Annotated in this window: 12 protein-coding genes; 5 read left to right on the forward strand and 7 right to left on the reverse strand. The window is 59.6% G+C overall.

Annotated elements, in window-relative coordinates; all coding sequences use genetic code 11:
• Positions 1-165 precede the first annotated feature (165 nt).
• Positions 166-1,377 carry a pyridoxal phosphate-dependent aminotransferase gene (locus tag JFV30_RS06005; RefSeq protein WP_010176146.1) on the reverse strand — a complete coding sequence of 404 codons (1,212 nt, stop codon included), beginning with the start codon at positions 1,375-1,377 and terminating at the stop codon, positions 166-168.
• Between the two features lie 202 nt (positions 1,378-1,579).
• On the opposite strand from JFV30_RS06005, the gene msrB reads away from it, so the two are divergent.
• From msrB to JFV30_RS06020, 3 genes are all read left to right on the forward strand, one after another.
• A complete protein-coding gene (gene msrB, locus JFV30_RS06010) occupies positions 1,580-1,972 on the forward strand; it encodes a peptide-methionine (R)-S-oxide reductase MsrB (protein ID WP_017479955.1) in 393 nt (130 codons plus the stop codon).
• 132 nt (positions 1,973-2,104) lie between these two features.
• Positions 2,105-2,590, forward strand: a complete 486-nt coding sequence (locus JFV30_RS06015; RefSeq protein ID WP_010176144.1) for a glutathione peroxidase — start codon at positions 2,105-2,107, stop codon at positions 2,588-2,590.
• Entirely contained in the window at positions 2,587-3,039 is a 453-nt protein-coding gene (locus JFV30_RS06020) for a MarR family winged helix-turn-helix transcriptional regulator (RefSeq protein WP_201122471.1), read from the forward strand. Before JFV30_RS06015 ends, JFV30_RS06020 begins: the two co-directional genes overlap by 4 nt.
• Here the strand turns inward: JFV30_RS06020 and JFV30_RS06025 are convergent.
• A complete protein-coding gene (locus JFV30_RS06025; RefSeq protein WP_201122473.1) occupies positions 3,023-5,332 on the reverse strand; it encodes a hybrid sensor histidine kinase/response regulator in 2,310 nt (769 codons plus the stop codon). The genes JFV30_RS06020 and JFV30_RS06025 overlap by 17 nt on opposite strands.
• Before the next feature lie 167 nt (positions 5,333-5,499).
• Here JFV30_RS06025 and JFV30_RS06030 point away from each other — a divergent pair, with 167 nt between their 5' ends.
• Together JFV30_RS06030 and JFV30_RS06035 are read left to right on the forward strand one after the other, a co-directional pair.
• Positions 5,500-6,390: a DUF815 domain-containing protein gene (locus JFV30_RS06030; RefSeq protein WP_201122475.1), complete on the forward strand. Its 891-nt coding sequence runs from the start codon at positions 5,500-5,502 to the stop codon at positions 6,388-6,390.
• Positions 6,387-6,869, forward strand: a complete 483-nt coding sequence (locus tag JFV30_RS06035; protein ID WP_010176138.1) for a GAF domain-containing protein — start codon at positions 6,387-6,389, stop codon at positions 6,867-6,869. The genes JFV30_RS06030 and JFV30_RS06035 overlap by 4 nt, the downstream gene beginning before the upstream one ends.
• Positions 6,870-6,906: 37 nt before the next feature.
• On the opposite strand, the gene JFV30_RS06040 is transcribed toward JFV30_RS06035, so the two are convergent.
• The 5 genes from JFV30_RS06040 to JFV30_RS06060 form a co-directional block, all read right to left on the reverse strand.
• Positions 6,907-10,539 carry a transporter substrate-binding domain-containing protein gene (locus tag JFV30_RS06040; protein WP_201122477.1) on the reverse strand — a complete coding sequence of 1,211 codons (3,633 nt, stop codon included), beginning with the start codon at positions 10,537-10,539 and terminating at the stop codon, positions 6,907-6,909.
• An 8-nt stretch (positions 10,540-10,547) separates the two neighbouring features.
• The gene (locus tag JFV30_RS06045; RefSeq protein ID WP_010176136.1) at positions 10,548-11,174 is read right to left on the reverse strand and encodes a response regulator transcription factor; all 627 of its coding nucleotides are present in this window, start codon (positions 11,172-11,174) and stop codon (positions 10,548-10,550) included.
• A 249-nt stretch (positions 11,175-11,423) separates the two neighbouring features.
• Positions 11,424-11,831 (reverse strand): response regulator, encoded by a 408-nt coding sequence (locus JFV30_RS06050; protein ID WP_201122479.1) that lies wholly within the window; start codon positions 11,829-11,831, stop codon positions 11,424-11,426.
• A 225-nt stretch (positions 11,832-12,056) separates the two neighbouring features.
• Entirely contained in the window at positions 12,057-13,388 is a 1,332-nt protein-coding gene (locus tag JFV30_RS06055; RefSeq protein ID WP_201122481.1) for a deoxyguanosinetriphosphate triphosphohydrolase, read from the reverse strand.
• Between the two features lie 72 nt (positions 13,389-13,460).
• Positions 13,461-14,624 carry an EAL domain-containing protein gene (locus JFV30_RS06060; protein WP_201122484.1) on the reverse strand — a complete coding sequence of 388 codons (1,164 nt, stop codon included), beginning with the start codon at positions 14,622-14,624 and terminating at the stop codon, positions 13,461-13,463.
• Between the last annotated feature and the right edge of the window lie 30 nt (positions 14,625-14,654).

The raw sequence follows: 14,654 nt of genomic DNA on the forward strand, positions 1-14,654 counted from the left end.
CCCGGGCGTTCCGCTCCATTGCCTTGCGGCCCTGTAATTATAGGGTGATGCCGGAACAAGGGGCGAACCGGTAAGTGTAAAAGGTGAAGGGGCCCGCACAGGGCAGAGAAGTGTTGCCAGATAATCGCCGTACGACCGCGAGTGGGCCGTACGGCGCAATGTTCGTTACTGGCGATAGGACTTCAGGAAATGGCCGATACGACCGATGGCCATCTCCAGGTCATCCACCCGCGGCAAGGTGACCACCCGGAAGTGATCCGGCCACGGCCAGTTGAACGCCGTGCCCTGGACCACCAGCAGCTTTTCCGACAGCAACAGGTCGAGCACGAACTTCTCGTCGTTGAGGATCGGGCACACTTTCGGGTCGATCCGTGGGAAGGCGTACAGCGCGCCCATGGGTTTGACGCAGCTGACACCCGGAATCGCGTTCAGCAGTTCCCAGGTACGGTTGCGTTGCTCCAGCAGGCGGCCTTGTGGCAGCACCAGGTCGTTGATGCTCTGGTAGCCGCCCAGTGCGGTCTGGATGGCGTGCTGGCTCGGCACGTTGGCACACAGGCGCATGTTGGCCAGCATGTCGATGCCTTCGATGTAGCTTTGGGCATTGTGCTTGGGACCGGAGATCGCGATCCAGCCGGAACGGAAGCCCGCCACCCGGTAGGATTTCGACAGGCCGTTGAAGGTCAGGCACAACAGGTCCGGGGCCAGGGAGGCGGTGCAGATGTGCACGGCGTCGTCGTACAGGATCTTGTCGTAGATCTCGTCGGAGAACACCACCAGGTTGTGCTGGCGGGCCAGTTCGAGCATGCCCAGCAATACTTCCTTGGAATACACCGCGCCGGTGGGGTTGTTCGGGTTGATGATCACCAGGGCCTTGGTGTTCGGGGTGATCTTGGCCTTGATGTCGGCCAGGTCCGGGAACCAGTCGGCGCCCTCGTCACACAGGTAATGCACCGGATGGCCGCCGGCCAGGGTTACAGCGGCGGTCCACAGCGGGTAGTCGGGCGCCGGCACCAGCACTTCGTCGCCATTGTTGAGCAGGGCCTGCATGGACATGACGATCAGTTCGGACACGCCGTTGCCCAGGTAGATGTCTTCAATGCCGACACCTTCAACCTGCTTTTGCTGGTAGTACTGCATGACCGCCTTGCGCGCGCTGAACAGGCCTTTGGAGTCGCTGTAGCCCTGGGCGGTCGGCAGGTTGCGGATCACGTCCTGGAGGATTTCGTCCGGCGCTTCGAAACCAAAGGGTGCCGGGTTGCCAATGTTCAGCTTGAGGATGCGATGGCCTTCCTCTTCCAGGCGTTTGGCGTGCTTGAGCACTGGGCCGCGAATGTCGTAGCAGACGTTGGCGAGCTTGTTCGATTTGCTGACCTGCATGGCGATGTGATCCTGAAAATGAACGATCCAGACGGTGTGAAGACTACCGTGCTGAGAATCCTGCGTTGGCCTGACCCATAAATACGTTTGAATGCCGGTAACGCGGGTGCCAGACTGGCGCTTTGAAGAGGCGCAATCATACGTGCCGCCTGATCCATGGAAAAGACACAGATCAGGCTTTTTCAGTTGCCGAGGTGTACCGATGGAAAAGTTGCAGAAAACCGTTGATGAATGGAAAGCCATGCTCGACCCGGAGCAGTACAACGTGTGCCGTCTCAAAGGTACCGAGCGACCGTTCAGCGGCAAGTACAACGGCACCAAGACCGACGGCGTTTACCACTGCATCTGCTGCAATGAGCCGCTGTTCGATTCCAAGGCCAAGTTTGATTCCGGCTGCGGCTGGCCCAGCTTCTACGAGCCGATTGCCGAGCAGGCGATGGTCGAGATTCGGGACATCAGCCACGGCATGATCCGTACCGAGGTCACCTGTGCCAAGTGCGATGCGCACCTGGGCCACGTGTTCCCGGATGGCCCGCCGCCGACCGGCTTGCGGTATTGCATCAACTCGGTGTGCCTGGACCTCGTGCCACGCTAGACCCTGCGGCGGCTGCGGACCTTTGCGTCCGCAGCGGCCGTTATATCCAGGTATAAGTCCGAATAATTCAATTGCACACAATTGAATTGCCTACTATCTTTTGGTTCTTCCTGTTTCTTTCGAGGCACTGCCATGAGCGACAACCTGCTGAGCATTCCTTGCACCACCATCAAGGGTGAGCAAAAGACCTTGGCCGATTTCGCCGGCAAGGCGATTCTGGTGGTCAACACCGCCAGCAAATGCGGCTTCACCCCGCAATACAAGGGCCTTGAGGAACTCTGGCAGCACTACAAGGACCAGGGCCTGGTGGTGTTGGGCTTTCCCTGCAACCAGTTCGGCAAGCAGGAACCGGGCAACGAAGGCGCCATTTCGGAATTTTGCGAGCTGAACTTTGGTGTCAGCTTCCCGCTGTTCAAGAAGATCGACGTCAACGGCAGCGAAGCGCACCCGTTGTTCGTCCAGCTTAAAAAGCAGGCCCCGGGTTTGCTGGGCTCCAAGGGCATCAAGTGGAACTTCACCAAGTTTCTGATCGGCCGCGACGGCCAGGTGGTCAAGCGCTTTGCGCCTACCACCAAGCCCCAGGACCTGACCCAAGAGATTGAAGCCCTGCTCAAATGACCGACCTGTCCCTGGCCCTCGATGACCAACTGTGCTTCAAGCTGTACGCCGCCTCCCGCGCAGTCACCCGGGCCTACAAGCCGATGCTCGACCGGTTGGGCCTGACCTACCCGCAATACCTGGTGATGCTGGTGTTGTGGGAATGGCAGGCGGCAGCCCTGCCACAACCGACGGTCAAGGCGTTGGGCGAGCGCTTGTTGCTGGACTCCGGCACGCTGACGCCGCTGCTCAAGCGCCTGGAGCAGCTTGCCCTGGTGCGGCGTCAGCGCAGTACGCTGGATGAGCGCGAAGTGCACCTGAGCCTGACGGATGAAGGCCGGCACCTGCGTGATCAGGTGCAACCGCTGAAGGCACAGCTGTTGTGCGACAGCGGAGTTGACCTGAACCAGGCTGATGCCCTGCGTGACGGCCTGGATGAGTTACTGCGCCAGATCAGAGACTTGTCGTAGTCGGCACCCACAGGTCGAGCAAGGCCTTGAGTTCTTCCCGGCGAAACGGCTTGGCCAGGTAGTCATTCATGCCTGCCGCCCGGCAGCGCTCGCGTTCCTCGGACATGGCGTTGGCGGTCAGGGCGACAATCGGCAGGTCCGGCCAGCGCCCGCTGCGGCGAATCTGCCGGCTGGCTTCATAGCCATCCATCACCGGCATGTTGCAGTCCATCAGCACCATGTCGAAGCTGTGTTCTTCCAGCAGCTTGAGGGCTTCACCACCGTGGGCGGCGACGATCACCTCGCAGCCGAGCTTGCCGAGCATGCCCTTGGCCACCAGTTGATTCACCGGGTTGTCTTCCACCAGCAGGATGCGCGCCCGGTGAGCGAGGGGGCCGGTTTCCAGCTGGATCAGGTCAAGGACCAGGTCCGGATCGATGCGCAAGTTGCGTTGCAGTATCTGGTACAGCGCCGTGCGGCTGAGAGGTCGGGCCTGTTGCTGCAAAGGCGCCAGGGCTGCGACTTCTTCACTCGGCATGAAGTTGCCGTAGGCGGTCACCAACAGGATCGGCGCGGTGATCGCCGGGCGCAGGCGAAACAGGCATTCGGGGCAGTCGGTGATCAGCAGGTCGGGATTCTGCCCGCTCAAGTCATCGTCGATGGAATAGAATCGCGGCGCCAGCCCCCAACTCGGCAGCAGGCTGTCGAGCAGTTCAGCCAGGCCGCTGCTGGTGCTGGTGATCGCGATCACTTCCCCTGCCAAAGGTGCCAGGCGCGCAGCCGGTAAATGCGTCGGCAATGGCAGGTCGGCGCAGAACTGGCTGCCAAAGCCTGCCTCGGAACTGATGCTCAGGCGGCCGTTCATGGCCTCGCACAAATTGTGGGTCAGCGCCAGGCCCAGGCCGGTGCCGCCGAATTGACGCGTGATGCCCGCACCGGCTTGGGTAAACGGCTGGAAGATCTTGACCTGGGCGTCCTGGGCGATCCCGATACCGGTGTCGCAGACCTCGATCCTGACCCGGCCGGCCTGGGCGCTGAGGCGCACGTCCACTCGGCCAAAACGTGTGAATTTCAGGGCGTTGGACAGCAGGTTGCTGACAATCTGCCTTACCCGCGTCGGGTCGCCCAGCACCTGGGCGGGAAACTGCGGGTCGATCAGGCACGTCAACTCCACACTGGGCGCGGCGTTTTGCGAGAGCAGGTTGGCCGTGTCTTCCACCAGTGAGCCGAGGTCGAAGGGGATGCTTTCCAGCTCCAGTTGGCCGGCGTCGAACTTGGACAGGTCGAGGATATCGTTGAGCAATTCCACCAGCACTTTGCCCGAGTCATGGGCGATCGACAGTTGCTGGCGTTGCTCGGCATTCAGCGGGCTGTCGAGGGAGAGAGCGATCATCCCCAGCAGGCCGTTGAGTGGCGTACGGATTTCATGGCTCATGTTGGCGAGGAACGCCGCCCGTGCCTGAGCCATGCCAAGGGCTGTCATCTTCGCGGCTTCCAGCTCGTCGTTCGACAACGTCAATCGGTGATTGATGGCCTTGAGTTCGGTGGTGCGCGCGGAAACGATGTCTTCCAGTTGCCCGAGGTATTCCGTCAGGCGGTTCTCGGCATGCCGACGTTGCTGGATTTCGGTCTCCATGTTTTCAAACTGCTGGTTGGCGACGTTGACCAACACCCCGATTTCATCGTGTTCGTGCCCCGGCGGGCAGTCCAGGCGCTCATGCTTGCGGGAGCTCAGCTCGCGAATAATGCGCACCAGCGGCTTGGTCAGCATGACGTAGAACAGCCCCAACAAAATCCCGGTGAGGATCAGGCTGCGGGCAAACCCGTTGAGCAGGGTGATCTCGGCACGGCGCAGGAAGCGGCTGCCGAACGCGTAGGTGTCGACGTCGAGCCGCAGCACGCCGAGGGCGTCATTGGGCATGTGGGTGAGGTACAGCCGGTCTTCGAATTGGCGGTTGGCGCCAAACAGGAAGTCGCTGATGGGGCGGTAGGTGCTTTCCTTGCGCGGGCGATGCACATCGGCCAGAACCAACCCGTTGTTGTCGATCAGTTGTGCACGGGTGATGGCAGGGGAGTGCAGCAGGCCCAGGGTCAGTTCCTGAGCGAGTTCGGCGTCGATGTTATAGGCGATGCGCGAAGCCGGGTTATGGCTGATTTCAATCAGCGCACGTATTTCACGGTTGATGGAAGCGTCTTCGCTGGCATAATCAATCCCAATCTGTATCAGGCTGAGCAAGGTTCCCAAGACGAATCCGACCAGCACTGTCAGTCTGGCTTGTTTATAAGACAAGCGGTGGGCGAACTTGATATCCATCGGGTGCTGTACCACTTTACGTTTCCTTTCGCCCGGCAAGCATAGCTGAACATCCACAGGCTCAAACTTGCCCGGCATGAATCGATTTTATTCGGTGCAGCCCTGCACGGTCTGCCTCAGGGTTGCCAATACGCCATCTTTTACAAGAACTTGCCAGAGGAATAGTCGTGGATTCTCGATTGAATGCCTTTCTTGAGCGTGCCGATGCGGTGCTTGCTCGCCTGGAACCCCTTTTGCCTGCCCCGCGCGAAGCCGTTGACTGGAACCATTGCCTGGCTGCCCGTTGGCAGCGCGAAGGCCGCAGCGGCTTTTTGTTGCCGCTGGAGGTCAGCCTGGACATGCGCCTGTCCGACTTGATCGGTGTGGACAAACAGCGCGAACAATTGGCCCGCAACACCCAGCAGTTTCTCGAGGGTTTGCCGGCCAACCATGCGTTGCTCTGGGGCTCGCGCGGCACCGGTAAATCGTCCATGGTGCGGGCCTTGCTGGCCCAGCATGCCAAGGCCGGATTGCGCTTGATCGAGATCGAACGCGATCATCTGGCGGATTTGCCGCGGGTGGTTGAGCAACTGATCAAATTGCCGCAACGCTTTGTGCTGTTCTGCGACGACCTGTCCTTCGAGGCCGGCGAGAGCGATTACCGCGTGCTCAAGAGCGTACTCGACGGCTCCCTGGAACAGGCACCGGAAAACGTCCTGTTGTACGCCACCTCCAACCGTCGTCACCTGGTGCCCGAAAACCAGAGTGATAATGAAAACTGGAAGAACATAGACGGTGAACTGCATCCCAACGAAGCGGTGGAGGACAAGATCGCCCTGTCTGACCGTTTCGGCCTGTGGCTGTCGTTTTACCCGTTCAACCAGAAGCACTTCCTGGATGTGGTCGAGCACTGGATCGGTGAGTTGGCGAGCAAGGCCGGTTTGCAGTGGCAGCGTGATGAAGCGCTGGACATCCTCGCGGTGCGCTGGGCAACCGGGCGTGGCAATCGCAACGGGCGTTGTGCCTATCAGTTCGCCCGCTATTGGGTGGGCCTCAAATTACTGGAGCGTCAACCATGATCGATTTGCAGCAGGCCGGCACTGGCCTTGATGGTTACGCCATGCTCCACGCGCAGTTGGAATCCTTGCTGGCGGATGAGCGGGATTTCATTGCCAATGCGGCACAGTTTTCCGCGTTCCTGTTCAATCAGCTGGACGATTTGAACTGGGCGGGCTTCTACCTCAACCGCAATGAAGAGTTGGTGCTTGGGCCGTTCCAGGGGCAGATTGCCTGTGTGCGCATTCCGTTTGGCCGCGGTGTGTGCGGCGCGGCTGCGGCGTCGCGGCAAACCCAGCGGGTGGAAGACGTGCACGCGTTCCCTGGGCATATTGCTTGTGACAGCGCCTCGAACAGCGAACTGGTGGTTCCGCTGGTCAAGGAAGGGCGCCTGATTGGCGTACTGGATCTGGACAGTCCATCGCTGTCGCGGTTTACCCCGCAGGATCAGGCCGGCATCGAGCAGTTGGCGGCGATTTTCCTGCGGTTGACCGATTGCTGATGGGCTGACCCTCCTGTAGGAGCGAGCAAGCTCGTTCCTACAGACGGTCCAGCACGTCCAGTTGCATCTGTAACATCCGCTCCAGCTCAAGCATGGATTTCTCTATTGCCTTGATGCCTGCTTCGATCACGTGTGGATTGTCGCGTTCGCCACAGGCCAGTTCCAACGCTTCGCATTGCCCGGACAGGGTATTGGCCTGGATGATCCGGGCGGCACCCTTGATTTTGTGGGCCTGGTCGATCAGGTCGTTGGCAGAGGCTTGCCGGGCCAGCAGGGCCATCAGGTCGACCCGATCATGCCGGCTGCTGTTGAGCAATTCTTCAAGCAACCGGCGGCTCAACTCTGAGTCACCGCCTGTCATCGCGTCCAGGCTTTGAAGGGTAAATACGTTGCGAGTGGGGAGCGGTTCGACTTGCGCCAGATGCTGCTCCAGCGCAGTGAGGCTGATGGGTTTGAACAGGCAATCATTCATGCCTGCGTCGAAGCAGCGTTGTTTCTCCTCTGGTTGGGCATTGGCAGTAAAACCGAGTATCACACACGGTGCTTTTTGCTCGCGCTGCTCATACTCGCGAATGGACCGACTCAACTCGTAGCCATTCATGATCGGCATATTGCAGTCGGCAATGACCAGGTCGAAATGTTCCTGGCGCCACGCCTGGAACCCGGCAGCCCCATGATGCGCGGCGGTGAACTGATGGCCGAGGAAGCCCAGTTGCTGGCACATGAGCAAGCGGTTGGCCGGGTGGTCGTCCACCACCAGTACATTGAGAACCGGTGCCGGCGTGGTCGCGGCAGGCTCCAGTTTGTCGACGGCCTTGACCGGCTGCAGGCTGGTCATCGTCAGGCTGACGTGTACCTGGGTGCCCACCATGGGCACGCTGCTCAGGCTCAATTGGCCGCCCATCATCGCGCACAGGCTGCGACAGATCACCAGGCCCAGGCCGGCGCCGCTCCTGGCCAGGTGCCCGGAGTTGTCGGCTTGGGCAAAAGGTTCGAACAGGCGTAGTTGGTCTTCGCGGTTGATCCCGATGCCGGTGTCCTCCACCACCAGTTTCATCTCGATCTGTTGGGGTTTCCCGGTCTCCTTCAGGTGCACCTTGATCTTTACCTGCCCGCGCTCAGTGAACTTGATCGCGTTGCTCACCAGGTTCGACAGCACCTGCTTGAACCGCAAGGGGTCGATCAGTACCTCGGTGCCGTCGACATCGGGGGAGACCTCCAGCACCAGGCTCAGGGTTTTCTGGCGCGCCAGGCCATCGAACACGCGGACCACCGACTCGATCACCTCCCGCAGGTTGACCCTTTCCGGGGCCAGGCTCAGCCGACCGGATTCGATGCGTGCGATGTCCAGAATGTCGCCGATCAGCTCCAGCAGGTCCTTGGCCGAGTTGTAGGCCACCTCGATGGCGGGGCGATCCAGATGCCCCTGGTCGGCACGCTTGAGTGTCAACTCCAGCATGCCAATCACCGCATTCATGGGGGTGCGGATTTCGTGGCTCATGGTCGCCAGGAACGTGCTCTTGGCGCGGTTGGCCTCGTCGGCGCGTTCCTTGGCAGCGCGAAGTTCATCGAACAGTTGGCGCCGTTCACTGATATCGATCCAGCCGCCGATGATGCCCTGCACCTCGCCCATGGAGTCGCGGTACGGAAGGATCCAGTGATAGATCGTGAGTTTTTTTCCGTGAACATGCAGGGTGCGATCAAGGATCAGCGGTTTGCCTTCGGCCACGACCTGTTGATAGTCGGCATGGTATTGAGCCGCTTCCGTCTCAAGGGCCATGCCCATCTGGGTGATGCTCTTGCCGATGACGTCTGCACGCTTGACGTCGAACGTTTGCAGGTAGCTGTCGTTGCAGGTCTGCAGGAAACCGTTGTGGTCACGTACGTAGATCGGATGCGGCGTTTCATTGACCAGTGCCCGCATGAATTCGAACTGGTCATTCAGGGCGCGCTCGGCCAGCTTCCGATGCTTGATCTGGCGCTGCAGATAGCCGTTCCACGTCAGGGAAATCAACAACAGCAATCCGGTGCCGATGATGATCTGGGCGATCAGGCGATGATAGTTGCGCCAGTAACCATCGGATGCCGCGTTGTAGCCGCGCCAGCGGCTATTGATGGTCGTTAGCTCATCCGGCGCAATACTGAGCAGCGCCTTGTCGAGGATCGAACTCAGCTCGATGGCGTGACGGGACGTTGCCAGGGCAAACGTGGCTGGCAACGTGCCGATGCTGGAACTGATCTGCAATTTATCCTGGAACACCGGTGACGAGAGGAAGTAGTTGGCGATCACCAACGGGGTCACGGCACCCTCTACCTGTCCCTGCACCAACAATTCGGATGCCTTGAAGGTATCACCGGCTTCCACCAGGTTGATCTGGGCAAATTCCTGGCGCAGGAACTTTTCCAGCGGATTGCCCAGGGTGATCGCCAGGCGCTTGCCAGCCATTTGTTGAAGGCTGGAGGGCGCCCCCGTCTCTTTGCGTGTCAGCAGAACGTAGGAGTTTTCCAGATAGGGTCGGCTGAAGGTCAGCAGGGACTCGCGCCCGGTACTCGGTGTGATGGCGCCGATGATGTCGGCGGCGCCGGAGTGGACCAGATTGATCATGCTGGAGACGTCGCGCACGTGTTGAATCTCGAAGCGCAGGCCGGTTCGCAGCCGGATCAGCTCAAGCAGGTCGGCGGTGACGCCCCGGAAGTTGCCATCGGTATCAAAGAATGTAAGGGGGGCGAAGGTTTCGTTGACGACGACCTTCACCACCGGGTTTTCCTTGAGCCAGCGTTCTTCGCGCAGGGTCAGTTGCAGCTTGCGGTCGGTCAGCAGGATGTCGCTGCCTGCGCTCCAGCGTTTGGCGATGCTGTCGCGTTCATAGGTCGATACGCCATCGAGCACCGAATCGATGATGCTCAGGAGAATAGGCTGGTCCTTGCGCAAGGCGAAGCTGAAGCCATGTGCCTCGTGCTTGCCGAAGTTGGCCATGCGGATGTTTCTCAGGTACCCCTTGTTGATCATGTAGTGAGTGGAAATGGTGTCGCCCAGGAAGACGTCAGCCTGGTCAAATGCCACTGCATTCAAGGCATTTTGATAGGACGGGTAGGCGTGGATGGTTGCTTTTGGATACAGCGCCTGCACTTCGTCCATGGGCAGGTAGTGGTAGACAAGACTCAGGCGCAGGCCTGCCAGGCCGTCGCTCAGGTTGCGGTTTTCGCCTTCGCGGGTGACCAGTACCGGCTGGTCCACCGCGTAGGGCAATGACAGGACGATGTCCGGGTTTGCCGCTTCAAAACCGTTGGACGATCCGAGAAAGTCGATCTCGCCGTTTTCCAGCGCCTGGATCGCCGCTTCCCGGGTGGAGTAGCGCAACACCGTCAGCGGTATTGCCAGCGTTTTGGCCACCAGGCCGGCGTAATCGGCAGTCAGCCCTTCATAGTCACGCCCGCTGGAGGTGATGTCGAAGGGCGGGTAGTCGGGCCCGGAGGTGCCCAGTATCAATTCCCGCTTGTTTTGCAGCCACTGGCGTTGTGTCTTGTTCAAGGGGGTGTCGAGTTGAACGGCACCCGCACGCCCCAGCAGTGCATATTGCTCGGGAACCGGTTGTTCGGCAGGCACGGAAGTGCTGAGGCATACCCCGATACTCAAAATGATTAGATAGTCCTTTATACGCCTGGGCATCCGATTTCTCACACTAGCGCGTTACGTTTTGCCATCTCGATAAGTTCTACCAAGGATTTGGCTTTTAGTTTTTGCATGAGCCTTTTCTTGTACGTGCTGACGGTTTTGTTACTAAGGAACATGCCTTTGGCTATTTCCTTGTTTGTCCGGCCCTGGGCAAAAAGTTGTAATACCATGAGTTCGCGATCATTGACCACTTTGAAAAGTTCAAGCTCTTCGTTGCAATCTGTTTCATTGTTGTTGCCATTAAGGGCCTGGCTCGGGAAGTAGTTGTAACCTGACAAGACTGCCCTGATGGCACTGAGCAGTTCACTCAGGTCGCCTTCCTTGCAGACATAACCATCGGCGCCGGAGCGCATGCACCGAGTGGCGAAGAGCTTGGGGGTCTGGGCCGTCAGGATCAGCGTCTTGGTCGAGGTACTCATTGCGTTGAACCGGCACAGTACTTCCAGCCCGTCGAGTTTCGGAATCCCGATATCAAGGATGATGAGGTCCGGCTGGCACTCCTTGACCATTTGTATCGCATCACATCCGTTATCGGCTTCTCCAACTACTTTATAGCCCTCGTGCTCTAACAACATTCGAATGGCAAGCCGGATAACAGGGTGGTCGTCGATAATAAAAACTGAGTTCATAATCAAATCCCATACAAGCGCAAATAAAGTCGGCACATTAGCTCACATGGCAATGAAGGAGGATGAACTTGATGTGGAACAAACGTAAAACAAGAATGTTCCTACATTAAAAAAAGCAAAGGATTACGCTTCGCGGGGTGTTTGTTGTTTGGGCGTAAGAGTTTTGCGTAGCTGAAGTTTAAAAGTAAGTGGCAGTGGGTAGGCGGTTTTATAAAGCGGGATTTCCCTGTCGGCCGGGCGTTTAACTTCCTACTTTTTTGTTGAGCGGGGAAGGAGCAACTGGCGTATGAGTTCGCTCAATCCAATAGGGTTCAGCGGCTTCGGCAAGTAGCCAAGTAACGGAAAGTTACGCTGGAACGCCTGGGACTTCAGGTTTTCCAGTTCATTCACGGGGAGGCCGCTGAGCAAGATCGCGGACCTTATAAAGCCTCTGCGGTGGGCGATTTCAATCAACTCCAGCCCGGGCAGGTCTGGCAAGCATTGATCACACAGCAGAATATCGAATGGCAGTTCGGTTTGTGTCATCTGTCGAATGGCCTGTTCGGCATTTTCAGCGAGGGCAAGGTCGTGGTAACCATAGTTTCGTAACAAACATTGGGTCGCCAGCAATTGAAAAGGGTGATCCTCCACCAACAGGATACGAAGTTGTTCGAGCATGGCTTTTTCCATGAAAGGGGCAAGTGCCCTGAAGACGCTCCGCCAGGGCGTGTAGTAAGAAGTTAATGGGCCCGTCAGCTATCGGGCGTAGGAACAGTTCGAAAGACTGCGATCAGGGCGCGCGATTATTCATTGCGGCGGGGAAGAACTTCGATCAGGCCGCTCTGTTCCGTGCGTAGGGCGATTCTTTGAAAGGTGGCCCTGGCCATAAGCCAGGGCTGTGCTTCATTGCGGGCTGGAGCGTCCGGTCATTTCGCGGGCCATCTCACTGGCGTAGCTGTCGGTCATGCCGGCGATGAAGTCGATCATGCGCAGGAACGAGGCGTGTAATGACCACGACGGGTCGGGGGCACTGTTGCCCAGCAGGTCGAGGATGCGCCGGTTCTTGAACGACGGAGTACGCCCGCCATGTTGTTCCAGGGCCGCACCGCAGAAGGCGTTCAAGAGGATTTCCAGGGTGGTGTAGGCGCCGATTTCATGCAGGGTCTTGCGCTTGTCCTGGAAGATTTTCTTGCGGGCCATGTCCTTGGCATCCAGCACGCAGCGCTTGGCCGGGCCGTGCATGTGTTCCACCAGGTCTCCCGGCAGGGTACCGGCCAGCAAGGCGTCCTGTTGTTCGACGAATGCCCGGGCTGCGGCATTGGTCAGGTGCTCGATGGCCTTGCCTCGCAGAATCGCCAGCTTGCGCCGCCGGGAGTCCTGCGGGCCGAGTTGCCGATAGGTTTGCGGCAAGTCGTCGCCCACCAGGTCCAGTAGCAATGACTCGACCTCGGCGTATTCCAGCAGCTCCATTTCCAGGCCGTCTTCAAGGTCGATCAGCGCGTAGCAGATATCGTCGGCGGCCTCCATCAGGTACACCAGCGGGTGGCGGGCCCAGCGTTGCTCTTCCAATTGCGGCAAGCCGAGTTTCTGGGCGATCTGTTCGAGAATCGGCAACTCGCTCTGGTAGCAGCCGAACTTGTGCTTCTTGTAGCCCAGGGAGTCGGCGTGCCGGGCAGTCCAGGGGTATTTCAGGTAGGTGCCCAAGGTGGCGTAGGTGAGCCGGGTGCCGCCATCGAACTGGTGGTATTCCAGTTGGGTGAGTACCCGGAAACCCTGGGCATTGCCTTCGAAATTGAGGAAGTCATTGCGCTCGGCGCTGCTCATGTCATCCAGCCAGCCACGGCCTGAGGCCTGTTGGAACCAATGCCGGATCGCGTCTTCACCGGAGTGGCCGAAGGGTGGGTTGCCGATGTCATGGGCCAGGCAGGCCGATTGCACCACCATGCCCAGGTCGCTCGGGTCGCACCAGTCGGGCAGGGCGCTGCGGATCGTCTCACCCACACGCATGCCCAGGGACCGGCCCACGCAACTGACTTCCAGGGAGTGGGTCAGCCGGGTGTGGATGTGATCGTTGCTGGTCACCGGGTGCACTTGGGTCTTGCGGCCCAGGCGGCGAAACGCGCCGGAAAAGATGATGCGGTCGTGGTCTTTGTGAAAGGGGCTGCGGCCCAGTTCTTCTGGGCTGTGCAGGGGTTTTCCAAGACGTTCGCGGGTAAGCAGGGTGGGCCAATCCAAGGCGGGTACTCTCCGTGCGGTGAATGACGTCGCCCAGCTTCCCGGTTCAGCCAGGCCTGCGCAAGCGAAAAACTACAGGCCGACGGCGTCGATATCGATTAACAGCAGGCGCTGACCATTATCAAAGAATTGTCCGGCCGTCAGGCAGTACTGGTTGGTGGTGGCATCGCGATAGGTCGATGACAGGCTCAAGCGCCGCTCCTCCCAGCCCTCGGCGAGCAGATGATAGAAGTACGGGCGCCATGACCAGTTGTGGCCCAGGTAGCGGCTGTCGGCTTGCCAGGCGCCCTGGTGCCATTCGAAATTGGGCGTCAGTTGCGTGCCATGCCGATCACACTGGTAAAAACGCAGCAGCCAGGGAAACGCCGGCAATTGCGGCAGCTGGCTCAGGGGCGCCTGTGCCTGCGCCCAGGTTTGCAGGATCTGCATCAGTTCTGCCAGTTGGTGGCGCAGGTGCATGATCCGGCCGCGCTCGGCCAGCTTCTGTTGGACATACCCGGTGCGCAGTTGGGCGAAACGCGGCACGAACGCGTCGGTGGCGAACCAGTCCAGCTGGGCCTGGGCAAACAGGTAACCCTGGACATAACGTGAACCACATTCCAGGGCGAAATTCAGCTGTGCCTCGGTTTCCACGCCTTCGGCAATGATCCAGCAGCCGGTTTTTTCCGCCATTTGCGCCAGTGCGCGTACCACCTCACTACTTGGGCCGCCCCGGGCAGCGGCCTGGAACAGGCGCATGTCGAGCTTGAGGATGTCTGGCTGCAAGGCCAGCACCCGGTCCAGTTGGGAATAGCCGGCGCCGAAGTCATCAATGGCAATCCGCGCCCCGGCCTCGCGGTAACGCTCCACCACTTCGGCCAGGCGCAGGATATCGCCGCCCAGTTCCGTGATCTCGAACACGATGCGGCGCGGGTCGACGTTGTGTACCTGCAGTTGTTTGAGGCTCGGCAGGGCCTGCCCCGGGCGCAGGCGGGTGATCCAGCGTGGCGAAATATTCAGGCTGAGGAACCAGTCTTCCGGCGCTTCATGCAGGCGGCTCAGGGCGTTGTCACGAATCTGCCGGTCCAGTCGGCGCAAGGCCACTGAAGGCGTGCGCGGGTCGGCAAACAGCGGACCCACCGAGCGCAGTTGGCCGTTCGCCTGGCGCAGGCGGCCCAGGGCTTCTACGCCGGCGATGCGGCCGGTGGCGGTGTCGATGAATGGCTGGAAGCAGGCGAGCGGTTGCCCGTCGATCACGGGGCCTCCTTAAAAGACCGGAAATGAAAA

Origin of the sequence: Pseudomonas sp. TH32, from assembly GCF_016650855.1 — a bacterium.
Lineage (GTDB): Bacteria > Pseudomonadota > Gammaproteobacteria > Pseudomonadales > Pseudomonadaceae > Aquipseudomonas.